Genomic DNA, 21695 nt, shown 5'->3' on the forward strand with positions numbered 1-21695 from the left:
TCAACACTACAACGTGTTATCCAGTCGCTTTGTTTGTTCAGGCGTTTTTCGTCCACCATCATCGATGATCTGCCAACTCACCTGATTGCCTGTAGAAGCCGTTAATGTGTAATTTTCACTTGAAAATGGTGCTAACATTCTTCGCTCTTCTAATGAAATAGGTATAGAAGCAATACTCACCTCACTAAGTGTGATGTAATAAGGTGTTGGATTATTAATGGTTAGCTGATTACCCTTGCGATAAAATTGCAGTTGCTTTGCACGCTCTTCACTATCCATTTTCACAACGCCTTCAGGGCGGTAAAACAACTTAAGGTTATTTTGTAATGCTAATACCATCTTCGTCCCCGTATTTTCTGCCGCAGCTTCAGGCATCGATTGCCCTGGAATTGCCTTTAATGCCAGCATAAATATCGACTCTCGATCATTAGGTAAGGTGTTTTGGGTCAGTCGAATTCGCAATGTCATCTCATCTTCTGGAGCAAAACGTGTTAATGGCGGCAACACAATAAATGGCGTCAAAGCGACGTCTATACTTTTCTCACTATCTATTTCTATTTGTGGCTCTTGCTTGAGTGACCCGCTTTTTATTGTGATTGAAGAAGATGACACCCAAGGCAATACCCGAGACTGCAATAAATAGACCTGAGAAGTGCGATTCGTCACCGTGAACGTAATACCATTCTTAGCTTTACTCGGATAAATCACCCGCGTGCTTTCCAATACAATTCCCTCACTATCATTGGGAGTTGCCGCATGCACAGCATGGATACCGCCCGTAAACAGTGCCACTATCAACACAAAAACTATTTTATGTAATGCCATTCATCGAATTCCTATTCTTGACTTAGCGAGTCCAATGAAAAGTCTCGCTAAGGCCGCCATAATCGTTAATCACTGACCAATTAATCTCATTCGCAGGCCCTTTTACTTGGTATGATTGACTCGAAAATGGTGAAATCATCGCACCTTGCTCACGAACATTTACAGGCTGGCCATCAAGCTGCAATTGAGCTAATGTCAAATAATAAGGTGTCGGATTGGTCACCTTTAATTGAGAGCCTTGCTGCACAAAGGTTAATTTTTCGGGGGCAGCTGAAACTGGCATCTCAAGCCCACTTGGGCGATAAAACAATTTAATCACGGTGCGGATCCCAAATGACACCTGAGTGGTCATTCCATCTTCCGCTTCCCCGTTTTTTTTCACTGACGGGATGGCTAAAAAACTCAGGTAAAATATCGATTCACGGCCAGCTGGTAGTACTGAGGTATCGTTACGTGAGATAAGTATCGTATTACGGCTCTGTTTTTCTAAACGAAATAGGGGTGGAGTCACTATAAACGGTAAGGCTTCAGTTTGTTTCGCACTTCCATCTGGTGTCGCTAATACTCGACTATTCACCAAATACACACGGTCACTTTGGTTATTCAATGTCACTTTGGCACTTTTTGCCTTACCATCAAATACAACCCGCGTTTGACTTAAACTGAGTCCACCCTCAGCTTGACTTACTGCTGTCAGAAAAATAACGCCCCATGCGAGTAACATAGGCAATACAATAGAATTACGTTTTATCATTATAATTTCTCACTCTTGTTACTCGTATACAAAATCAAATGTTACCGTTGCCTTAAACTCACCGCCTTGGCGTCCAGCGTAATTACAATCACCACACGTTAATGTCGCCACCATGGGGAGTGTTGTTTCAATCGAGCTCAGTTGATTGCTAGTTGACCAATTCTTCGCGGGTATGACACCATTCGCTGCTAAATTATTGTTTAAATCAAAAGAGGCATTACCCGCTGTTGTTAATAAAATGCCATATCCATTTGAGTCTCTCTCCCCTAATGCATCGCGAAAAAGAGCAGGACCAAAACTAGTGGTTGTTTTTCCACTGACTTTAATTGAGGGAGTTAATCCCCAACCAGCGCATTTTGATAAGGTGAGATCAAACGTCTCTGTTGCTGCGACAGCCTGTTCCTCAATTTCGGTGCTAAGTAACAAATCGCCGCCATTAAATTGAATATTTTCCCGTACATTGATTGCGCAACTTCCACCTACAAATGTAGCCGTAAAATTAAAAGAGCTACTTGCGCTACCCGCTGAGGCAGTCGTCACAACACCACACAGCCCCCCCCCTAGAAATCCGGCAAAAATCAGTGTTAATCGTTTCATGCTCATATCTTCTCCCTCTCTATTGGAATGCAACATTGAGAGTCAACGAAGCATGAAAATGACCAGGAATAATCTCTGGTTGTAACGGACCAACAACACCAACCCACAGTCGTGTTTCGGTTTGATATTGATTGTCGTTATTTAATACGGTTAACGATTGCCCTTTCCCCTCATTACCGATCGCTTCATCGGGACGATAAAAATCAGCTAGAGCAATCGGTTGATCATCTAGTGATTGACGTACCATAAAACCTACACCATTAGGTGTTTCATCTAAAAACACCGCCTGCTGAGTATCACCCGCATAAGGTGTTCTTCCTTGCAGTGTTAATGTAGGTTTTAGGGCTTCAGTTTCATCCACACACGACAATTTCACTATTAATGGTTTGATTTGGTAGGTCTGAATCGTGCCCGTAAGTTTATTGGCCTGTAATGGCGTAAACTGTAATACACTTTCAGGTAACGTCATCTCACACCCCAATCCTGCTTTATCAGAAATCAGTGCATTAATAGAGAGCGTTGCATCCTGATTTGCCGCTAATGCACAGACATTAGTAGCAAGAACGAATGCGAAAAGTCCTAAACGCTGTGAAACAGGGGTCAGTAACTTCATCGCTAGCCTCGTTAATTATTCATATTTAAAATTAAACGTAACGTTCGCTTTAAGCTCACCACCAATACGTTCTTCTACAGAGCAATCACCACAAGTCAGTGTCGCCATCATAGGTAATTTGCCGTTAATGCTGTCAAGTTTTGTGTATTTATCCCAATCCTCAACGGCGATAATGTCTTTATTGGCAGCTAAATTAAGGTTCTCTTGAAATGTGGTATTGCCATTTGTTTCCAATAGAATCCCGTATCCCACCGCAGTAGAATCGACTGCATCTAAAAATAAAGCTTCGCCTAAATCTGTATTTGAAGAGCCTAAAACAGTAATTTTTGGGGTAAGGCCAACGCCTTTACATCCGGACAAGGTCAAATCAAAAGGCTGTTTCGTTACCGGATCTTTTGCTTCAATTTGACTTGGCAAAATCGGTTCACCGTTATTAAAAACTACTGGATTAACATCAATATCACATGCGCCTTCATAGGCGATATTGGCAGTAAATTCAACAGAGGCTGGCGCAGCGAGTGCTGACATGCTAGCCAGTAGAGAACCCATCATTAGAAAAATACTTAGAGTTTCTGATTTATTGAACGAAGCCATAAAAAATATCCTTTCCACCAAAATCGTTAATTGCTTGCCACGTCACCTTGCCCATCGTATTCACATCGGAATAGTTCATTTCACCAAAGGGCGCTATCATGGTATTTTGTTCACGAACACTCATAGGAATCGCCTTTCCGCCTACAGTTACTGAAGATAGCGTCACAAAGTAGGGACTTGGGTTTGTGATACGCAAAACAGTGCCTTTCCGAGAAAACTGCAAAGATTCCATTGCGTGCTGTTGTGTCATTGATAACCCTGATGGGCGATAAAATAACTTAATGACACTCCCGGTCGATACTGTAATAGCACCACCTAATTCCGTTTTAGATGCGTCGTTGCCATTTTGTCCCGCCGGTAGAGCCATTACTCGTAAATAAAATACCGACTCTTTATCTCTCGGTAATGTTTGCTCACCCGTTTTCAATATCCGCAATTGATTTGTTGAACCTGGTTCAAGTCGAAATAATGAAGGAGTGACCGAAAAAGGTGTTTGAGTTTGCGTTCCTTGCACATCGCCTAATACCTGTGCTTTGACTAAATACGGAGTGGTCGATTGCAAATTACTTGTTACGCCAATCGATTGACCTTGCGTGGCATTCGATTCTGAAAAAACAATTCGCGTGCCATCTAGCGATATTCCGGCTAAAGCACTTACTGAGAAAAACCACAAACTCGCTAATCCCGCACACATTGCGTGATAAATACTCATGGATAATATTCCAATTAAAGGTATTAATTCAGCAGGGAAATACTCCCTACTGAATAACGCTAACGCAATGAATTAGTTAACAATATAAGCAACTAAAATCGGTGCAGTGTAAGAACCTGCTTTTGGAAGATCAGTGGTTGATGCCATACCAACTTTAAAATTGTATTCTGCACTTGTTTGATCTTCTTCTATCTTAATCTCAGCACCTTGGCCGTTTTTTAAAATAGTAGTATCGTTATCTGCCGCTACCATAAAGCCCACAGTATTCGCATCATTACTAACAAAGATATTTTGATCATTGTTTTTAGTAGATGTCATACCTTGAATAATTAAGTCACCCGATTCAATTTCAGAACAATTAGTCAAAGTCACTGGCATATTAACTGAACCCAATTTTGTATTAGCTTCGAATTGGCTTGCTTTAAATACACCCACATTCAGAACTGATTTACCGCCGTTAACTGTTACATCGCACGTTGTATTAGTGATAATACCTTGCAGAGTCACTTCTGCTGATGCATCAGCATTTGCATTTAAGCTCATCCCTGAAACGCCTGCTAATAATGCTACTGTTAAAGCTACTTTTTTAAATGTCATTTTGTTATTCCTATTAAATATAAAATAAAAAACCCTAAATAATTCACAACTGAATTACTTAAATAATCGCTTAATAATAAAAATATAAGCTTATCGCTGCATAGAATAGAAATAAGTGCAGTCATAAACTCACAAATTAATATAATTTAAATGTAATTTAAAAGATAAAATTAAATCGTTAATCACAATATTTACTTTATGAAAATGAATATTATTTTAACTTATTCAAAGCGTGTATAAGTTTCCTGTTTTATTGCCAATGATAAAGTATCACTATCTTTTTCAAATAAACATTCAAACTCTGCATATAGTGATGGTTTTTCTTTTTCAATTCCAACCGCGACTCGATAAAAAAAATGTTCTAAAGATACTTCCAAATGCCGAAGCAATACACATAATGTCATTGTCGTAATCTGGCAGATACCACACTCATATCGTGAAATCTGCTGCTGTGAAACACCAATCAAATTTCCTAACTGCTCACCCGATAACCCTTTATCTCGACGCAAACGCGCTATTTCTGCTCCAACTGAAAGAGAAAAACTATTAAGCAATAGCTCATAATTTTTTTTGTTCATTTTCAACACCTAAATCAAATATCCCATCAACAGTCGTAAATTCGAGAGATTCAATAAATATCACAAAATAATCAAACCGTTGTATTGCTGAGATTTAAAAGTCTAATCACATCGAAAAGAAAAGCAATAGCGCGTAAAAATGGTGATTTTGTCTTTAAATACAATTGTTACACATTTAATATGTTATTTCACAAAAAAAACTTTTATAGAACATACTGATAAAAAAATGTCACTTAGTGCGCTATCTTCTTTAGATGGTGATTAACACTAATTAACTCAATAAAGGAGTAGTTATTTAGACCAATCAACTACAATTAATACTTTTTAATATTTAAAATCCATTTTAAGAGCGTTATATAACAATTTGGTTTAGTTATCTTCACTTCCTTTAATTAAATACACAACAAAATCAATTAGTTAATGTAATTAACCTAATCCATTAATTTTGTTACAGATAGAAATTATTAGTCTCCGCTAGTAAGTAAATCTTTAAATGACTATTATTTTTGGAGCACTTACACTGCATTACTGAGAAGAAATGATGAGACACCACAGTAAATTAGTGTAAGGTTAGTGCCTTTTTCGATATATTATCCTTATTTACATACACTGAATAATTCAGTATTTCCATGACATATATCAAATTTTTGATACACGGAGGCGTTATGAATCAAGTCACCTTATTCGCTTCGATTTCTTACAAAGATATAACTCGCAATCCCTACAATAAAATAAATTTCTAATGACCTTTATAATTCCAAATGCCATTAGAACGCTTTGATTACTTACTGTATAAATCATGGAATGGGAAATATAATCGGCAATAAACATTTCATTCTAGTTTATGGCGGTTTTATGCTAACTATTTGGGGAAGAAGGACATCATCAAATGTTCAAGCATTGATGTGGTGTATAGGTGAGCTTGGGTTGCCTTATCAACGATATGATATCGGACATAAATATGGTGGGACTGATACTGATGAGTTTTATCACTTAAATCCGAATCGTACTGTTCCAGTTCTTCAAGATGGCAATAGTGAGCCGTTATGGGAGACTGGCGCGATCTTAAGATATTTAGCAAACAAATACGCAAATGATACTTTTTGGTCAAATAATGATGAGTACAGAAGAGCGAATATAGAACGATGGTCAGAGTGGTCAAAACTGAATATCGCGTTAGCATTCACAGCTCCAATCTTCTGGCGTGTTGTTCGAACACCAATAAAGAGTAGAGATATTGAGGCAATCAACTCTTCAGTGAACTTATTTGAAAAAAAATTAGAAATTGCTGAAGAGCGTTTTAAAAAATATCAATTTTTAGCCGGTAATGAATTCACACTTGCTGATATTCAATTTGGTCATGTTCTGTATCGCTACTACAATATCGATATTGAACGCAAAGAACTTCCAAGATTATACGAATATTATTCACGTTTAATGAAACGCCCTGCATTTCAAGAACATGTCATGATTTCTTATGATGAGCTACGTGCATAAATTGAAAATACCTAGAAACCGAAAAACATAAAATTTATTTTCTCTACTCACTCTTTTCGCTATGAGCAATTTGCTCTTATAGCAACAATTTTGTATACGACCTTTTTTGATAGCATCAAATATTCAGATCAAAAAAATTACGTACCATCAGTTATTTCTTGGATGTTATGACGATATGACATCTGAATTGCTAATATTACAAAATATGCTAGTTTTTACTTACTGAACAATTCAGATTTTGCTCGGGAACAACGAATAGAAATGAAAAAAATTTATTTAATTTATAGCCGAAGCCCTACACTTGGAAGAACAGCGTTTCCATGGGTTAGCGGCTCTAGCTTTATCACTCACCTTCTCGATGGAAATACAGTTGATAACTATATATCAACCTTACAAAATGAGATAAACAAAATAAACTTAGATTGGGAAGTTTACCCTGATAATACAGAGTCAGATATAGAAAAATTAATTTCTCAAAATGCAAAACTACTTATTTGCACTCCTAGTCTAAGATTTCAATTTAACAGAACTGGATTTGATAAAAATAATATTATCTACCTTAGCTCAATGGAATACGCCAATAACGTAATTACTCGTGTTTTAAAGAAAATTAATGAAATAGATAATACACAATAAGATAGTTTACAGTGGACTACATACGGGGTTATCTCGCATGTAGCTAGAAGCTATTAATTATATTTAATTACCGTACAATACAGGTTTATAACTACTTGATAACGCTCAATCCTGTCACAATACCAGAGTAGTGATAATTGATCATCGTATCAGTGACTAATGGCAATAGGTGTCAACACATTGTTTTCATTACTAACGGTCAAATTGACTGCCTGAGACCTTATAGTAACCTTGCCGTAATTCCTTGTTGTGATCTTGATGTTCAATCGCATTCGTATTAGGACCGTTATTTTAGATTCGGTTATTTATGCTCAGAATACATAACTTATTGATTTAATTGGCAACACATATTTGCGTCACGGTGACTCATGGATATTTAATCAGACTGTTTATTTGCATTGTGGGATTAATACTCAGAGGACAAAGTTGTCCTGTGGGTACTGTTGGTGGGTACTGGAGTAGTTACATTTATCCCATCACTATTATTAGAGTATTGCTGGCCAGTAACGAGCCTCCAATTTCAAAACCTCTTGATATTATAATAACTAATATTAAATTTATTGGGATTAATTTATGTCACACTATAGTTCTAGGGCAAGAGTGCTTAATCCAGAATTACCCTTAAACCAAAGGGCTTCAAATGCAAGAAGCTGCGCTAACCATGTCGCATCTAAGTTAGGTATAACCAGAATAGAATTGTTTGCTCTTATTCAAAACTCTACAAACGTCGATTTGAATAAACCAAAGAATGAAACTGAACTAATGAGAGCATTTCATTATTTTGAACAGCTATAATCTATCGCTTCGGTACTGGCTTCATCCATTGGTAGGTAGGTACTGTTGTCCACTTCACCTAAAGGGGGTAGTTTTCAATAGACGTTAGTAGACGTTGGAATAATGGGATTTAGTTAGAATGCTTGATTTACTTGGGATTGGAAGACTTTGGAAGACACTACTAGAAGTTAAGATGGCGGAGGAGGAGAGATTCGAACTCTCGGATGGTTTCCCATCGGCGGTTTTCAAGACCGCTGCCTTCAGCCGCTCGGCCACCCCTCCGCAATGACGAGCACTATAAACATCTGTGCATTCGATGTAAACCCCTTATTTGATCAATTGCTTCAAAAATAGGCGCTTAGTGTGTTGATGGGCTAAATTATCAACATTTTTGATAGTCTACTTGGGTTATTGCCTATTATTTGTTAGATTTACACTCTATTTTTGTTTAGGTTGAAATTCGTATGTTGCTTTTTAACGGTCAAGAAATTGAGACTGATTCTCAAGGCTACCTTATTAATAGCCAACAATGGAGCGAAGCTCTTATACCTCTTCTCGCAGAGCAAGAAAATATTACACTGACAGAAGAGCATCTAGAAATTATTCGCTTTGTTCGTGCTTTCTATTTGGAATTTAATACATCCCCCGCAATCCGCATGCTAGTAAAAGCAGTTTCTCAGCAATTTGGGGAAGAGAAAGGAAATAGCCGCTACCTATATCGACTATTTCCCAAAGGTCCAGCAAAGCAAGCAACTAAACTTGCAGGTCTGCCAAAACCAGTCAAATGTATTTAATTGATTAATATCTTCAGTTCCTCGAAAGACATAGGCTTACAGGTATTGGATATGTTATTAATAGCGGACAGAAAAATCCGCTATTTTCTCAGTTTGCCAATTTTCACTAAAATAATGATCAATTTTTGCACCTGGGGGACCACCAGCGTTTAACCAATCTTCTACAAAACTAATATCTTGATTTGATCCATAAATAGCTAATGCCACACTACCATCTTCACGGTTATGCACATGCCCTTTTATACCGTTTTGGTTGGCCCAATGATAGGTTTGATAGCGAAAACCAACGCCCTGTACGCGCCCATAGATATAAAATAAACGACCCGTTGCTGTTGTCATTTTAGCCCCCATTATCAATACACTATTTATTAATATACCATTTATTAATATGCCATTTATTACTGTTGTATTTTATTCATTGAACAGATAATCTGAGATTGAGGCACTGCTTTTCATGTTACATATAAAACAGTGTATTGCGTTATGAATAATTGTCCATATATTGGCTTGAAAACGCGGAACACTGCCCAAATATAAAGTTATAGCATAAGCAAGGCTTTTTAGGAGGTGGCTATGATGATCACCAGTAAATACGGGATCGGGCAACAAGTTAGACATAAACTACTCGGCTACCTCGGCGTTGTCGTTGATGTTGATGCCGAGTACTCTCTCGAACAACCACATGATGATGATATCGCATCGAACAGTACATTACGTGATCTACCTTGGTATCATGTAGTTATGGAAGATGACGACGGTGAAGCGATTCATACATATTTAGCTGAAGCTCAAATTACCTATGAAATCGTTGGTGACCATCCTGAACAGTCCTCTATGGATGAGTTGGCAGAATCTATACGCTCACAATTACAGGCACCTCGCCTGCGTAACTAATTGTTAATAACAATTTTGTCATTCTATCAACAGTAAAGCAGTTTCATCACTGCTTTACTGCTTTATTACGTGATTACTTTTCTAAACCAAGTGCTGGAATTTCTTGTTTCGGGCACTTATCCATGACAAATTTCATACCGGCAGCAAGAGCAATCTGCTTAGCTTCTTCACTAATAACTTCTTTTTGCAACCATAATACTTTCGCATTAATTGCTGCTGCTTCTTCCGCAACACCAACAGCCGCTTCAGCATTACGAAAGACATCCACCATATCAATCGGTTGCTGAATATCGCTAAGTTTGGCGTAAACTTTTTGTCCTAAGAGTGTTTGTCCTGCTAATTTAGGGCTAACAGGTATTACTGTGTATCCTTGCTCTAAAAGGTACTCCATCACTTCATAACTAGGCCTATTTTTTTTATCACTCGCCCCAACTAATGCGATGGTATTAACACTACGTAATATTTCTACAATTTCTTGACTCGCCATCAAAATATCTCCCAAAATCAGTAAACTATTAACCCACTATATGATATATCTTGTGTCGCATGCGATACTCAATTATTCCTAGCGTGACATGTCACACTACTTTTAAGGGAACATCATGGAATCAACTACTCGTACAATAACAGCGTCTAAAAACATAGCACTCGTTGCCCATGACCACTGTAAGTCTTCTTTATTAGCATGGGTAACAAAAAATAACGAGCAACTTAAATCACATAAATTATTTGGGACAGGAACCACCGCTAAACTGATCAGCCAACATACAGGACTTAACGTTACTGGTATGCTCAGCGGCCCAATGGGCGGTGACCAACAAATTGGTGCTATGATTGCTGAACAAAAAATTGATGCTATGATTTTTTTCTGGGACCCATTAAATGCCGTTCCTCATGATCCCGATGTTAAGGCATTATTACGCTTAGCGACGGTTTGGAATATCCCTGTAGCGACTAACCCTGCAACAGCGGACTTTATTATTACTTCGCCTTATTTTGCTGGTGAGATAGATATCGTTATTCCTGACTATCACCAATACCTCCAAAAGCGCACAAACTAAATTTTCAGGTGTGTTGGATACACTCCAAGCACACCTATTTATTATGGTTTTTTCTGTTTAGGGACACCTAGTTGTTTTAATATATCAACAAAATCAGAAGGTTCATCAGGGTTATATAGCAACCATACTTGTTGTTTTGCACGAGTCATTGCTACATATAGTAAACGCCGCTCTTCCGCATGTTCAAACTCTTCATGTTTAGGAAGTAGCACCTGTTCCATGACTGACTCCCTCGCTACCGCAGGAAAACCATCTTTACCACTATTTAGCCCACAAATAACCACATGATCAGCTTGCTTCCCTTTTGAAGCATGAATAGTCATAAATTCAATGTTCAGCTTTGGCCAACGCGTTTTTGCTTTATTTAAAATTTCAGGCCGTAAATAATGGTAACGAGCTAATAATAAGATGGTTTCATTTTCAGTTACGTAGCCGCTCATTTTATCTAAAAGTAGCTCTAATGCATTTTCATAAAGCAATATGACCGATTTTTTATTGCCTTTCATCAAGCTATTTAATGGTTTATCCAACTGAGCGGGGTTTTGCATAACAAAACGATTCGCAATATTACCAATACGTTCGTTGAACCGATAAGTTGTATCTAAAGCACATAATGCACCTAAACCAAAATTCTGTTCAAAAGATGTAGTCAAATCGAGTTCAGCCCCGCTAAAGCGGTAAATCGCTTGCCAGTCATCACCAACAGCAAAGAGCGCGGTCTGTTTATTTTGTTGGCGTAAAGCCTGTAACAGCTTTGCTCTCAATGGCGAGATATCTTGGAATTCATCAACTAAAATATGCTTCCAAGGGCTAATAAAACGTCCTTTTTCTAAAAGATTGATAGCCTGATGAATTAATCCTGAAAAATCGATAGCTCCTTCATTTTTTAACGCAGTTTTCCATGCCTTTAATAATGGGGACATTAGGCGAATACGTTTTTGGAAGAGGTCTTTAACAGATTCATCAGTAGTTTCTATCATCTCTTTTTGACTTCCACCATGCATACGCATCAGGCTTAACCAACGTTCGAGGCGACTAACTATTTTTTTGCTAATTTTTTTATCATGCCAAAATTCACCTTCTGGTACATCCCAGAGTAGTTCGTCAGCTAACCATTCTCGCCAACCTTTTGCTTGTGCTTTTTTACTACTACATTGATCACGCCATTCCTTTAGTAATAATTCCTGACGCTTTTCCGTACCTGTTTCTAATTCACTAATGATTGGTGATTTATTGCTCCCCTCACGAATAATATGTAAAGCTAATGAGTGAAATGTTTTAGCTTTAATATCTTCTTGATGTAAACGCTCTTGAATGCGTTCATTCATCTCTTCGGCAGCTTTGCGACCAAAGGCTAATAATAAAATTTGATCGGCTTTAGCTAAGTTTCTTAAAAGCAACCAACCTGCTCTAGCAACCAATACAGATGTTTTCCCACTCCCTGCACCAGCCAGCACTAAGACATTATCTTCGCCATTGATGACTGAGAGTGACTGGCTATGATTAAGCGGCGACGATTCTATATTTTGAAAAAAATCGCTATATCGTGATAATATCGATTCACACCACTGTTCATTTGAACGCTGACGACACCGTTCACCTTCATTCAACCATTGCAGACAATAATGATAAGGTGCTGCACAGTTTTCAAATTGGCTAACACGAGCTAAAGGTAAGGGAAGCGAAGAAAACTGTTGCGTGATATTTTTTCGAAAAATCGATAGTTCTCGCAAACTGCACCAAACATCTACTTGGGTTTGTTGCTGAATAGTCTTAGCAAGTGAAATAAGTACTTCAGCACTGATCTCACTCATTTCAGTACTCCATTGTTGCCACTTTTCACTTAGATAATGATAAAAACGCTGAGTTTGCTTCCATTCAGTTCCATGCAAACGTACAACTTGCTCATCAGCTAATTCGAATTCTAACTCCCCCCACACGATCCCTCTTTTGCAACGAATATCAATTAATTGATTAAAGGGAATGAGATATTCATGTTTTTCACCACCAACCTCAATGCCTGCATTTAATAAGCGAACCCGATTATAGGGATGCTGAGCCAGGCGCTGCCCAATCTGTGTTGATTTCAGTTCCATACAATCCTGCACCTGAGTTGAACAATAATGAAAATGATGGCTGCTTGATTTCAGACGGTTTTTTATTACTTATAAACAAGCTATCCTATATATATTAAGGATTCTTGCCTTTGAGGTACTTTGTGCTAACGCTGCTTACCAGTTATCGTCGTGTTTTATATAACAGCCATGCTTTATATTATATCCGAATCTTAATCGCCCTGACAGGGACGACCTTAATTCCTTGGCTATTAGGCCAAGACCCTAAGGTAACAATTCCCCTAACTTTAGGTGTGGTTGCCGCAGCGCTCACAGATTTAGATGATAGATTAACGGGTAGATTAAAAAACCTCGTTATTACCTTGCTCAGCTTTTTTATAGCCTCAGTTTCGATTGAGTTACTCTTTCCTTATCCTATATTGTTCTTTTTTGGACTCGCAATCTCGACCTGTGGATTTATTCTTTTAGGTGCATTAGGGCAGCGTTATGCCACAATTGCATTTGGTGCTTTGCTTATAGCAATCTATACCATGCTGGGCGTTCCTATTTTTGATACTTGGTATCAGCAACCCGCTTTATTACTCATTGGAGCAATTTGGTATAACATTTTAACCTTAATAGGCCATATTTTATTCCCAGTTAGGCCACTGCAAGATGCGATTACTCAATGTTACCAACAATTAGCAGCCTACCTCGATGCTAAAGCAAATTTATTCGACCCTGATCTTGAAGATGGCTATCAACAGTCTATCTATGATTTAGCATTAGTAAATAGTTCCCTAGTCAGTACCATGCATCAAACCAAAATTGCGCTACTGAGCCGCCTTAAAGGTGATAGAGGGCAAAAAGGCACCCGTACTGCCTTGCAATATTATTTTGTTGCTCAAGATATTCATGAGCGTGTAAGTTCATCCCATATTCAATACCAGCAATTAAGCCGCATTCTTCGCCATAGTGATATTTTGTTTCGCTTTCAACGATTACTTACTATGCAAGCAAGAGCCTGTCAGCAGGTTGCACAGTCTGTTTTATGGCACAAACAATACCAACATAATCCTCGCTTCGACGGTACTTTCGCTTACCTTGAAAACTCACTGCAATTACTTAAACAGCAATATCCTACTATTCATGAAATAAAAGCACTGCATAATTTACTTAAAAATTTGAAGGGGATTGATGCTCAACTTAGGGGATTAAGCCTTGAACAAAGCTCTCGACAGCAAAGTAATAAACAAATTGAGCAGCTTTCAGATGAGTCACTGTCAGGTTTCAGCGATATTATTGCTCGCTTTAAACACCATCTAACACCAAACTCAGCTCTGTTTCGCCATGCGATAAGAATGTCAATTCTACTTTGTACCGGATACCTTATCATCCAATTATTTGATTTAGAAAGAGGATATTGGATTTTACTGACAAGCTTATTTGTTTGCCAACCTAACTACAGTGCGACTAAGCGACGTTTAGCTTTGCGTATTGTAGGAACTATTATTGGGATCCTCGTTGGGTTACCGCTATTGAATTTTGTTCCTTCAATGGAAGGGCAACTCATCTTAATTGTTATTTCGGGACTTCTATTTTTCGTTTTCCGTAGTAGCCAGTATGCGCAAGCAACGCTCTTTATTACCCTACTTGTGCTCTTTTGTTTTAATCTTTTAGGTGATGGATTTGAGGTCGCTCTACCTAGGGTAATTGACACCTTAATCGGGTGTTTCATCGCTTTCCTTGCGGTTAGCTTTATTTGGCCTGATTGGAAGTTTCGGCAATTGCCACTGGTTATACAAAAAACAATGGACAGTAATTGCCGCTATCTAGATGCCATTTTGCAACAATATTACCAAGGTAAAGATAATAGCCTCGAATACAGAATTGCACGGCGTGATGCTCATAAAAATGATGCCGAATTTGCATCTATTGTTTCAAATATGGCTTCAGACCCCAAGTCTTATAAAGTCACGCAAGAACTAGCTTTCAAACTGCTGTGCTTGAATCATACATTACTTAGCTACATTTCAGCATTAGGAGCTCACCGAGAGCAAATGCAAAATGAGGATAACCTCAATATTTTAAGTGATGCCATCTGTTATGTAGAAACCTCACTTCAAACTAAGGCGCTTGATTCTCATAATACAGAAGAAAAATCAGAACGACTTCGCGAAAGCATAATGAGACGTATTGATAGCATCTCGACAACTGACGATGAAAAAACAGTCTTAATTTTGGAACAAACAAAATTATTATTGGAATTAACACCAGATATTAACGCTATGATAAAAGAAATGAATATACCTATTGTGACTGCCTCTAAATAATTTGGCGGTCTAATTAACCTTTGAAGGTCAATTTTCATTCGAATTTAAAACCTTTTTTTAAGGTGAAAAAGCACAACTCGTGGTTCACTTCTTAATCGACTAGGTAAAGAGCCACTCAATAAAATGAAAAATTGCTTTTAATTGCTCCCATAGAACACTCTATTCGCTGATTTTTAATCATCTCAATATATCTCATGATTCAATTATTGGTATTTCAGTCAATCGAACTGAAAAATAAGTAAAAAAGATCAATAGCCCATAGATATAGCCGATAAAACAAACTGATGAGCGGGCGCCAAAACTCTATTTAATAATAGAATGATTCACCCACTTAGCTAGTTTGTTTAAACCTATAACCGTGAGTCTTAAAATTGTCAGCCGTTTATAATCAATGAGAAAACCAAGCCTAATACACCTTATCACTTAAGTTTCTACATCCGTTTAACCTAGCTTTGTTTATTGCCTAAACGTAATTAAAAGTATTTTGGTTATAAATAAAATTAGCCTACGCTGTTGTACCAGTTAATTAAATCCTGCTTCATTTTTGAAGGTAAAACCGCACTGTGATATCCCTCTATCGCACCAGCTAGACCAATCAATAGTTTGATACTGGGGGCGTGCTTTCCATACTGTTTTAATTTTAAAAAGCACGCTTTTGCTCCTATTTCTCGCAAATCTTCTACTTTATGAATACCAATTTTGCCTAATGCTCTCTCAACAGACATGTTCATATTCGGTAAATCTTTTATCCGTATGACAACTAATTGTTTTTGATTTCGTTCCTCAACTGCCGATCTATAAGCTAAATTAATGCAATGTGCTAGTAGCTCTTCATTTTTCCAAATTTGTTTAGAAATAAAATAGTAGCGTAGCTCTAATGGAATTCCTTTTTTTCTAAAGACTAAACGATTCAATTCTATAGATTCAAAGTAACTTCTTGCAAAAAGGCAGCCGCGTAAATATAAAAGATCATCTAATATGAGTCCGATGATAACGTTATCGATAATTAAACAATCCCCACCAAAATAGTTTTTCTTTCTAAGTTCGCCGACTTTTCCTAGCAACTGCTCTAAATGAAGATAATTTTTTTCAGTTAAAGACATACTCCCAAACTCCTTATGGGTATTCATCTACATCAATCCTTGTGAGTGAAACTATAAATTTCCTGATTTTACAAACAATTAGAAGGTATACATTTTGAGAGCATCCTTCAAAAACGCCAAGAATATTACAGAGATAAACGATAAAGTTGCGAAGCGCTTTGTAAAAATAATCTTGATATTGGATAAATATACAGTTACTGTATATTCATACAGCTTATTGGCGAGGTGAACTATGGCTATCTATTCTCGGAACAAGACAACTGAACATTCTCTTAACCATTATGTGCAAACAAGAGCTTCAATTCCGCATACCAATGATCCTATTCAGCACGGTATGGTTAGTGAACTTGTTTACGATGAAAAGCATCCAATAACGGACTGCATCCTACTACCGATGCTACGTCAATTTGGTGTGCAATCGCGTTGGCTGCTGTGGCTAAGCCCAAATCAAAAATTAAGCCGAGATTGGTTAGAACAGTCAGGAATACCTGCCAATAAAGTCATGCAATTGAACCACATGACGTCAATTACAACTATTGATGCTATGGAAAAGGCATTGAGAAGTGGTAACTACAGTGTGGTTTTAGGTTGGCTTCCGGCATTAGATGAGCAAGATTTCGTTCGATTGCACTGTGCGGCACAAGAAGGTCATTCTATTGGCTTCATTATGCGCCCTCAAAAAACACATAATATTGTAAACACCCATTCTGGACAGCAAAACAATCTAAAAATTCACTCTAAACATTATCACTAGCTAAGATTAAGAATATTCTTAGTAAATTTGACATTTGGATATATTAGGTGTAAAAAACATCAGAAAAATAATTAAGATCAATGGGATAGATAATAATCAATTTCATGGTGAATTGTATTTATCTCTCTGATTTATCCGCCAAAAAAAGCTTTTTTATAACGATTTTTGCTTGCTCTACTTGTATCTTTCCAAGTTCGTTGTAGACTTTAGCTTGTTAAGGTTATGACATTATTTTTTACTTTTTATAAATTTTTGTAGATAATGTCAGTGAAACCTAGCACATATTTTAAACCAAGGGCGAATAATAAGGCTCTTTGAAGCCATGCCTATATTGGATGATAACGAGGCGTAAAAAATGAAAAAGACAGCTATCGCAGTAGCAGTGGCAGTAGCAGCTTTCGCAACTGTCGCGCAAGCAGCTCCAAAAGACAATACTTGGTATACCGGTGCTAAACTGGGTTGGTCTCACTATGAAGATACCAAATTCACTCCTTTTGATAATGGTACTTCTGTAGGTAACAGTACTGACCGTGATACGTTAGGTGCTGGTGCATACGCTGGTTACCAATACAACGAATACATGGGCTTCGAGCTTGGTTATGACTGGTTTGGTAAAATGAAATACAAAGGCGCTGGCAACAGCGGCGACCTGAAATCTATGGGTGTTTCTCTGACTACCAAATTAAGCTATCCAATCATGGATGACTTAGATGTCTATACTCGTTTAGGTGGTATGGTTTGGCGTACAGATGTCAAAGCACACAATGACAACTTAGGTAAAATCAAAGAAAACGACACTGGCGTTTCTCCTGTATACGCACTGGGTGTTGAATATGCTATCACTCCAAACTGGGCAACTCGTTTAGATTACCAATGGGTTAGCAACATCGGTGATAAAGACAACTTAGGCGTACGTCCAGATAACGGCATGCTGAGTGTTGGTCTGGCATACCGCTTCAACCAAGAAGTAGCTCCAGTTGTTGAGCCAGCTCCAGTTGTTGCTCCAGCTCCAGTTGTTGAAAACAAACGTTTCACTTTACGTTCAGACGTTCTGTTTAACTTCAACAAAGCAACTCTGAAACCAGAAGGTCAGCAAGCGCTGAACGAACTGTATACTGAACTGAGCAGCATCGACCCAACTCAAGGTCGCGTACTGGTAGTTGGTTTCACAGACCGTATCGGTTCACAAAACTACAACCTACCACTGTCACAAAAACGTGCTCAGTCTGTAGTTGATTACTTGGTATCTAAAGGCGTTCCAGCAAGCGCAATCGCTGCTGAAGGTCGTGGTAAAGAAGATCCAGTAACTGGCAACAAATGTGACGATGTTAAAGGCCGTGCAGCTCTGATCGAGTGTTTAGCACCAGACCGTCGCGTTGAAATCGAAATTCAAGGTACAACTGAAGTTGTTACTCAACCAGGCGCTTAATTACTAGCCCTCGTTTGAATTTCGTATAGAATAAAAAAACCCCATTTTATGGGGTTTTTTTTACTTATTAATTTACTTATTACATTCCTGAAAGATATTGTTATTATTTCAAATGCAGAGTACTTCCTTTATCATTTTTAAATCGCTTTAAAATAACAACAATATAAAAAATTGGATTATAAATTGAAGTCCCATCATGGGAAGAAGTAAATAACTAAAGGTGAGCCCCTTTATCGAAGAAGAAGCGATCACTATAGATCATCTAAAGATCATCTAAAGATCATCTAAATTTATTTTTGAGTATTGCTGCTTCCTAAAATAGCTTGCAAATCATGTTTTAAGGAACTCATTTGGTTCTCATATTTATCTTTATGTTCTGCATCTTCGATCAATTGAATAATCGTTTCCGATAATGTTTTATTCCTATTTACCGCAAGATTAGACAAACGTTGCCAAACAGAGAAATCAAGATCTATCGATTTTTTCCTTGTGTGGGGATGCTCCGCATTAAAGTGTCGCTTGCGCCTTGCTCGAATACTTTGCTTCATACGATTATCTAACTGTGGATTCATATGAAGAGAAATCCACTTTAAAACTTCAGTTGGAGAATTTTCCATCCGCAACAACAAAGCAACAGCTTCTTCTTCCGCACTCCTTTCTATATAACGAGTGATCAGTTCTCCGCCTCTGGATTTTTTAACCAGATAATCCCATTTCCAGCCACACTCAAGATTTTCAAGCTGCTGATATTTCATATATTTTCCTGATGAAAATCGAATTTGATTTTATATTAGCAATTTTAGAAGAAAATGTGCAATCAACGAATAATTGTCAACCTATCATTCACAAAGTAGATAACAACTAGGCACAAATTAGTGTACAATCCACGTCTAACTGTTAACAATTTAATAAATTAACATGTCTACATTTGAATGCATACTCCTCGTATACGGGATTGGAGGCGTATGTTCTGCTCTTATAACACTACTCGTAACGAAAGACCCTGATATTTTAATGCGATTACTCAGTGCGCTACTTATAGGATTAACATGGCCGATGAGCTTCCCAGTTGTACTCTTATTTTCTCTATTCTAACCGATAATACGACAATTATTGCTGCAAGATTGGCGATCAAACGTTAATATAGCAACCTTGCCCATTGGGTAATAAACTGACCTGAAAATAATGTAAAATATCCAAACAGGATTCAGACATACGCGCCGGCTCACCAACAGGCATTTTACTTATAATCATATTAATAGCAGAAAAATTATAGTGATCAGTCAAGAACTAACATGGCAAGGCCTAACGCCTGACTTAACACCTTATCAGGCAAATTTTATCTCTTCAGATACCCTATCCCCTACCATTCTACCTGAGATCCAGCCTAGGTTGTTTGATAGTATAGAGCGTTTTATCAACGAAAATGCTCGGACTCCTTTTATGTTTATTAAGTCCGATGAAAATGAGAGCTATCTACAGGCATTTGCAGATTCTATTCGTCCTTTACTGAGCAAATGCACGCCAATTAATGGTGATTATCAGCTTTCTGAAAATAAAGACGCTTTTGAATGGCGAGCAGGAATAAATAGCCGCTTTTCAACTCAAACTAACATCGCTTATCGTCATTGGATTGAACCAGAACAACTATTTGGTTATATCACTCCATCAATGCGTTTAGTGCCGGGATTACTACATCATATCAATGGTGGTGTCCTAATTATATCTGCCTCTGCTCTGGTTTCTCAACCTTTGATGTGTCAACGGTTGCAACATATGATTTCGCGTCGCCAGCTTGAATGGCTACCATTTTCGGATAGCCACCCCCTTCAGATTGAGATTGAACCACAACCTCTTGACGTTAAATTGATTATTGTTGGAGACCGGCTTGAGCTTGAAGAGTTTGAATACAATCATGCCAGTCTGTTTGATAATGCAATTTATGGCGAATATGAGCCTGTTATGTTCTTTGATAACGAAGAGCAATTAACGTTATGGATGCGTTATATCAAATCTATTATCGTTGCAAACCAATTGCCAGAAATTGCACCTGATGGTTGGCCAACATTTATCACGCAAGCAACCCGTTTTTGTGAAGATAAATTTAATTTACCGCTAGATACCTTGTGGTTAACGCGTAGGTTGGTTGATGCATCCCATTATCAATCTAGTAATACCATTGGTCACGAAGCGTTTAATGAAGCTATCGAAAACCGCTTATGGCGGCATAGTTTCCTTTCTGAGCGAACTCAAGACGATATTCTGCAAGAACAAGTGTTTATCAAAACAGAAGGCGACGTTATCGGCCAAATTAATGGTTTATCTGTTTTGCAATATCCTGGTCATCCAGAAGCGCTTGGGGAGCCATCACGTATCACTTGTGTTGTCCATTTAGGTGACGGTGAATTCATTGATGTTGAACGCAAAGCTGAGCTAGGCGGAAATATTCATGCTAAAGGTATGATGATCATGCAAGCTTATTTAAATTATGAATTGAAATTGGATCAACCACAGCCATTTTCAGCCTCGATTGTTTTTGAACAGTCTTACGGTGAAGTTGATGGAGATAGTGCTTCATTGGCTGAACTGTGCGTTCTTATCAGTGCATTGGCCCTACAGCCTATCGATCAGCAAATTGCGGTAACAGGTGCTGTTGACCAATTTGGTTTTGTACAACCAATTGGTGGTGTAAATGAAAAAATCGAAGGCTTTTATGATATTTGTGCTAAACGGGGGCTAACAGGTAATCAAGGTGTGATTATCCCAATGTCTAACGTCCGGCATCTCAGTGTCAATAACGCAGTATTGGACTCAGTTAAAGAGGGCCAATTCCACATTTGGCCTGTTGAGCATGTCGCTCAAGCTATTACTTTACTAACGCAGCAACCTTATTTTGAGCAGCAAGTTGAAGATGATAATGTACACCTGTTAGCTTTAATTCAGGAACGAATAAACCAAGCTAACTCGCCGGAAAAACCAAAATTCCCTTGGTTCCAAAAATGGTTTGGTTGAGGAAAATTATCAGATCGGAGTTGTTCAGCGTACAAGTGTAAGCTATCCTGTGTTCTTACACATAATTAAGGCTATCAGAAGAAC

Annotated in this window: 23 protein-coding genes and 1 tRNA gene; 10 read left to right on the forward strand and 14 right to left on the reverse strand. The window is 37.9% G+C overall.

Going from position 1 to position 21695, the window contains the following annotated elements; translation table 11 throughout:
- Positions 1–6: 6 nt before the first annotated feature.
- From OOA_RS08990 to OOA_RS09025, 8 genes are all read right to left on the reverse strand, one after another.
- Positions 7–825, reverse strand: coding sequence for a fimbrial biogenesis chaperone (locus tag OOA_RS08990; RefSeq protein ID WP_008911833.1), 819 nt, complete (start codon positions 823–825; stop codon positions 7–9).
- Between the two features lie 22 nt (positions 826–847).
- Positions 848–1579 (reverse strand): fimbrial biogenesis chaperone, encoded by a 732-nt coding sequence (locus OOA_RS08995; RefSeq protein ID WP_008911834.1) that lies wholly within the window; start codon positions 1577–1579, stop codon positions 848–850.
- Between the two features lie 18 nt (positions 1580–1597).
- Entirely contained in the window at positions 1598–2182 is a 585-nt protein-coding gene (locus OOA_RS09000) for a fimbrial protein (protein WP_008911835.1), read from the reverse strand.
- A gap of 13 nt (positions 2183–2195) precedes the next feature.
- Positions 2196–2789 carry a fimbrial protein gene (locus OOA_RS09005; protein ID WP_008911836.1) on the reverse strand — a complete coding sequence of 198 codons (594 nt, stop codon included), beginning with the start codon at positions 2787–2789 and terminating at the stop codon, positions 2196–2198.
- 15 nt (positions 2790–2804) lie between these two features.
- Positions 2805–3383, reverse strand: coding sequence for a fimbrial protein (locus tag OOA_RS09010; RefSeq protein WP_008911837.1), 579 nt, complete (start codon positions 3381–3383; stop codon positions 2805–2807).
- Positions 3367–4095 (reverse strand): fimbrial biogenesis chaperone, encoded by a 729-nt coding sequence (locus OOA_RS09015; RefSeq protein ID WP_008911838.1) that lies wholly within the window; start codon positions 4093–4095, stop codon positions 3367–3369. Before OOA_RS09015 ends, OOA_RS09010 begins: the two co-directional genes overlap by 17 nt.
- A gap of 72 nt (positions 4096–4167) precedes the next feature.
- Positions 4168–4692, reverse strand: coding sequence for a fimbrial protein (locus OOA_RS09020; RefSeq protein WP_008911839.1), 525 nt, complete (start codon positions 4690–4692; stop codon positions 4168–4170).
- 221 nt (positions 4693–4913) lie between these two features.
- The gene (locus OOA_RS09025; RefSeq protein ID WP_008911840.1) at positions 4914–5270 is read right to left on the reverse strand and encodes a helix-turn-helix domain-containing protein; all 357 of its coding nucleotides are present in this window, start codon (positions 5268–5270) and stop codon (positions 4914–4916) included.
- A gap of 855 nt (positions 5271–6125) precedes the next feature.
- Here OOA_RS09025 and OOA_RS09030 point away from each other — a divergent pair.
- Positions 6126–6767 (forward strand): glutathione S-transferase family protein, encoded by a 642-nt coding sequence (locus OOA_RS09030; protein ID WP_008911841.1) that lies wholly within the window; start codon positions 6126–6128, stop codon positions 6765–6767.
- Positions 6768–7028: 261 nt separating this feature from the next.
- The gene (locus OOA_RS09035; protein WP_008911842.1) at positions 7029–7403 is read left to right on the forward strand and encodes a hypothetical protein; all 375 of its coding nucleotides are present in this window, start codon (positions 7029–7031) and stop codon (positions 7401–7403) included.
- Positions 7404–8371: 968 nt separating this feature from the next.
- Here OOA_RS09035 and OOA_RS09040 read toward each other — a convergent pair.
- A tRNA-Ser gene (locus OOA_RS09040) sits at positions 8372–8459 on the reverse strand.
- Positions 8460–8641: 182 nt separating this feature from the next.
- Here OOA_RS09040 and tusE point away from each other — a divergent pair.
- Entirely contained in the window at positions 8642–8971 is a 330-nt protein-coding gene (gene tusE, locus OOA_RS09045; RefSeq protein WP_008911844.1) for a sulfurtransferase TusE, read from the forward strand.
- Between the two features lie 57 nt (positions 8972–9028).
- On the opposite strand, the gene OOA_RS09050 is transcribed toward tusE, so the two are convergent.
- Entirely contained in the window at positions 9029–9310 is a 282-nt protein-coding gene (locus OOA_RS09050; RefSeq protein WP_008911845.1) for an acylphosphatase, read from the reverse strand.
- Between the two features lie 234 nt (positions 9311–9544).
- Between OOA_RS09050 and hspQ the strand changes: the two genes are divergently transcribed.
- On the forward strand, positions 9545–9865 hold the full coding sequence (gene hspQ, locus OOA_RS09055; RefSeq protein WP_201764577.1) for a heat shock protein HspQ: 321 nt from the start codon (positions 9545–9547) through the stop codon (positions 9863–9865).
- A 73-nt stretch (positions 9866–9938) separates the two neighbouring features.
- Here hspQ and OOA_RS09060 read toward each other — a convergent pair whose 3' ends face one another.
- Positions 9939–10352, reverse strand: coding sequence for a CoA-binding protein (locus OOA_RS09060; RefSeq protein WP_008911847.1), 414 nt, complete (start codon positions 10350–10352; stop codon positions 9939–9941).
- Between the two features lie 115 nt (positions 10353–10467).
- On the opposite strand from OOA_RS09060, the gene OOA_RS09065 reads away from it, so the two are divergent.
- A complete protein-coding gene (locus OOA_RS09065) occupies positions 10468–10926 on the forward strand; it encodes a methylglyoxal synthase (protein ID WP_008911848.1) in 459 nt (152 codons plus the stop codon).
- Between the two features lie 41 nt (positions 10927–10967).
- Here OOA_RS09065 and helD read toward each other — a convergent pair whose 3' ends face one another.
- Positions 10968–13022, reverse strand: a complete 2055-nt coding sequence (helD, locus tag OOA_RS09070) for a DNA helicase IV (RefSeq protein WP_008911849.1) — start codon at positions 13020–13022, stop codon at positions 10968–10970.
- Positions 13023–13144: 122 nt separating this feature from the next.
- On the opposite strand from helD, the gene yccS reads away from it, so the two are divergent.
- Complete coding sequence (gene yccS / locus OOA_RS09075) at positions 13145–15313, forward strand: YccS family putative transporter (protein WP_008911850.1); 2169 nt, start codon at positions 13145–13147, stop codon at positions 15311–15313.
- A 500-nt stretch (positions 15314–15813) separates the two neighbouring features.
- On the opposite strand, the gene OOA_RS09080 is transcribed toward yccS, so the two are convergent.
- Positions 15814–16416, reverse strand: a complete 603-nt coding sequence (locus OOA_RS09080) for a TfoX/Sxy family DNA transformation protein (protein ID WP_236611180.1) — start codon at positions 16414–16416, stop codon at positions 15814–15816.
- Between the two features lie 232 nt (positions 16417–16648).
- Between OOA_RS09080 and sulA the strand changes: the two genes are divergently transcribed.
- On the forward strand, positions 16649–17170 hold the full coding sequence (gene sulA, locus OOA_RS09085) for an SOS-induced cell division inhibitor SulA (RefSeq protein WP_008911852.1): 522 nt from the start codon (positions 16649–16651) through the stop codon (positions 17168–17170).
- Between the two features lie 355 nt (positions 17171–17525).
- A complete protein-coding gene (gene ompA, locus OOA_RS09090) occupies positions 17526–18599 on the forward strand; it encodes a porin OmpA (protein WP_008911853.1) in 1074 nt (357 codons plus the stop codon).
- Positions 18600–18889: 290 nt separating this feature from the next.
- On the opposite strand, the gene matP is transcribed toward ompA, so the two are convergent.
- Entirely contained in the window at positions 18890–19354 is a 465-nt protein-coding gene (gene matP, locus OOA_RS09095) for a macrodomain Ter protein MatP (RefSeq protein ID WP_008911854.1), read from the reverse strand.
- 163 nt (positions 19355–19517) lie between these two features.
- Between matP and OOA_RS20035 the strand changes: the two genes are divergently transcribed.
- Both OOA_RS20035 and OOA_RS09100 read left to right on the forward strand, forming a co-directional pair.
- Positions 19518–19694: a GhoT/OrtT family toxin gene (locus tag OOA_RS20035; protein WP_008911855.1), complete on the forward strand. Its 177-nt coding sequence runs from the start codon at positions 19518–19520 to the stop codon at positions 19692–19694.
- 180 nt (positions 19695–19874) lie between these two features.
- Complete coding sequence (locus OOA_RS09100; protein ID WP_008911856.1) at positions 19875–21611, forward strand: AAA family ATPase; 1737 nt, start codon at positions 19875–19877, stop codon at positions 21609–21611.
- Positions 21612–21695 lie beyond the last annotated feature (84 nt).

The sequence above is a fragment of the Providencia burhodogranariea DSM 19968 genome (genome assembly GCF_000314855.2).
Taxonomy (GTDB): domain Bacteria; phylum Pseudomonadota; class Gammaproteobacteria; order Enterobacterales; family Enterobacteriaceae; genus Providencia; species Providencia burhodogranariea.

What these genes read in the sequence shown, in the direction of transcription:
- helD (WP_008911849.1), bottom strand. Translation starts at nt 13,022, where the DNA reads ATGGAACTGAAATCAACACAGATTGGGCAGCGCCTGGCTCAGCATCCC.
- sulA (WP_008911852.1), top strand. Translation starts at nt 16,649, where the DNA reads ATGGCTATCTATTCTCGGAACAAGACAACTGAACATTCTCTTAACCAT.
- matP (WP_008911854.1), bottom strand. Translation starts at nt 19,354, where the DNA reads ATGAAATATCAGCAGCTTGAAAATCTTGAGTGTGGCTGGAAATGGGAT.
- OOA_RS09000 (WP_008911835.1), bottom strand. Translation starts at nt 2,182, where the DNA reads ATGAGCATGAAACGATTAACACTGATTTTTGCCGGATTTCTAGGGGGG.
- hspQ (WP_201764577.1), top strand. Translation starts at nt 9,545, where the DNA reads ATGATGATCACCAGTAAATACGGGATCGGGCAACAAGTTAGACATAAA.
- OOA_RS20035 (WP_008911855.1), top strand. Translation starts at nt 19,518, where the DNA reads ATGTCTACATTTGAATGCATACTCCTCGTATACGGGATTGGAGGCGTA.
- OOA_RS09020 (WP_008911839.1), bottom strand. Translation starts at nt 4,692, where the DNA reads ATGACATTTAAAAAAGTAGCTTTAACAGTAGCATTATTAGCAGGCGTT.
- tusE (WP_008911844.1), top strand. Translation starts at nt 8,642, where the DNA reads ATGTTGCTTTTTAACGGTCAAGAAATTGAGACTGATTCTCAAGGCTAC.
- OOA_RS09035 (WP_008911842.1), top strand. Translation starts at nt 7,029, where the DNA reads ATGAAAAAAATTTATTTAATTTATAGCCGAAGCCCTACACTTGGAAGA.
- OOA_RS09080 (WP_236611180.1), bottom strand. Translation starts at nt 16,416, where the DNA reads ATGTCTTTAACTGAAAAAAATTATCTTCATTTAGAGCAGTTGCTAGGA.
- OOA_RS08990 (WP_008911833.1), bottom strand. Translation starts at nt 825, where the DNA reads ATGGCATTACATAAAATAGTTTTTGTGTTGATAGTGGCACTGTTTACG.
- OOA_RS09060 (WP_008911847.1), bottom strand. Translation starts at nt 10,352, where the DNA reads ATGGCGAGTCAAGAAATTGTAGAAATATTACGTAGTGTTAATACCATC.
- OOA_RS09015 (WP_008911838.1), bottom strand. Translation starts at nt 4,095, where the DNA reads ATGAGTATTTATCACGCAATGTGTGCGGGATTAGCGAGTTTGTGGTTT.
- OOA_RS09010 (WP_008911837.1), bottom strand. Translation starts at nt 3,383, where the DNA reads ATGGCTTCGTTCAATAAATCAGAAACTCTAAGTATTTTTCTAATGATG.
- OOA_RS09065 (WP_008911848.1), top strand. Translation starts at nt 10,468, where the DNA reads ATGGAATCAACTACTCGTACAATAACAGCGTCTAAAAACATAGCACTC.
- OOA_RS09030 (WP_008911841.1), top strand. Translation starts at nt 6,126, where the DNA reads ATGCTAACTATTTGGGGAAGAAGGACATCATCAAATGTTCAAGCATTG.
- OOA_RS09050 (WP_008911845.1), bottom strand. Translation starts at nt 9,310, where the DNA reads ATGACAACAGCAACGGGTCGTTTATTTTATATCTATGGGCGCGTACAG.
- OOA_RS09025 (WP_008911840.1), bottom strand. Translation starts at nt 5,270, where the DNA reads ATGAACAAAAAAAATTATGAGCTATTGCTTAATAGTTTTTCTCTTTCA.
- OOA_RS08995 (WP_008911834.1), bottom strand. Translation starts at nt 1,579, where the DNA reads ATGATAAAACGTAATTCTATTGTATTGCCTATGTTACTCGCATGGGGC.
- OOA_RS09005 (WP_008911836.1), bottom strand. Translation starts at nt 2,789, where the DNA reads ATGAAGTTACTGACCCCTGTTTCACAGCGTTTAGGACTTTTCGCATTC.
- ompA (WP_008911853.1), top strand. Translation starts at nt 17,526, where the DNA reads ATGAAAAAGACAGCTATCGCAGTAGCAGTGGCAGTAGCAGCTTTCGCA.